This window comes from Vibrio sp. S457-15 (genome assembly GCF_000960545.1).
Lineage (GTDB): Bacteria > Pseudomonadota > Gammaproteobacteria > Enterobacterales > Vibrionaceae > Vibrio > Vibrio parahaemolyticus.
This window is the reverse complement of sequence record NZ_JYOQ01000050.1, coordinates 1-513: the sequence shown is the minus strand read 5'-3', so window position 1 is coordinate 513 and position 513 is coordinate 1. Positions and strand designations below refer to the sequence as shown.

Annotated in this window: 1 protein-coding gene; it reads right to left on the bottom strand. The window is 43.7% G+C overall.

Annotated features, from left to right (window positions below; genetic code table 11):
- A partial coding sequence (locus UF05_RS26815; protein ID WP_197065573.1) for a transposase family protein occupies window positions 1-135 on the bottom strand: 135 nt, incomplete at its 3' end.
- Between the last annotated feature and the right edge of the window lie 378 nt (window positions 136-513).

The window sequence follows — 513 nt, the reverse complement described above, 5'->3', positions numbered from 1 at the left end:
CTTTAGCCAGAAATCCTTCTGAATATCTTTCACTGTATCCCAACAGACACCACATAGCTTGGCAATGGCATTGATGCTGACGTTCAATGCTGACAGCGAGAGGACATACTGTTCAAAGCCCATTGTGTAACGCACTTTGGGACGAGGAACAAAGTTAAGCGGCAAATACCCGAGTGTATTACAAGCTCGGCATTCAATCCGCTGGTTTGCTATCTGGATGTAACAGGGGCTAGTGCCGATTGGCGTAGCGATGAAACGGCGAACCTTACCTCCTTTTTTTTATGACATCACGACTACGACATGATGGACATTTAATATGAGGATTGTGTGCTACGTGAAAGATGGTCGCGTAACCATCAAACTCTGTAGAGCAATAATGGAAAGGGCCGCGTATTCCAAAGCGATGGTAAAGAAGTGAAGTTGACATTAACTGGTTATTTTTGGCGATATGGTATCAGAAAAGCCATTCAGGTATCGATTTTCCGGATGAACCGGAAATAATTAGATTTCAGT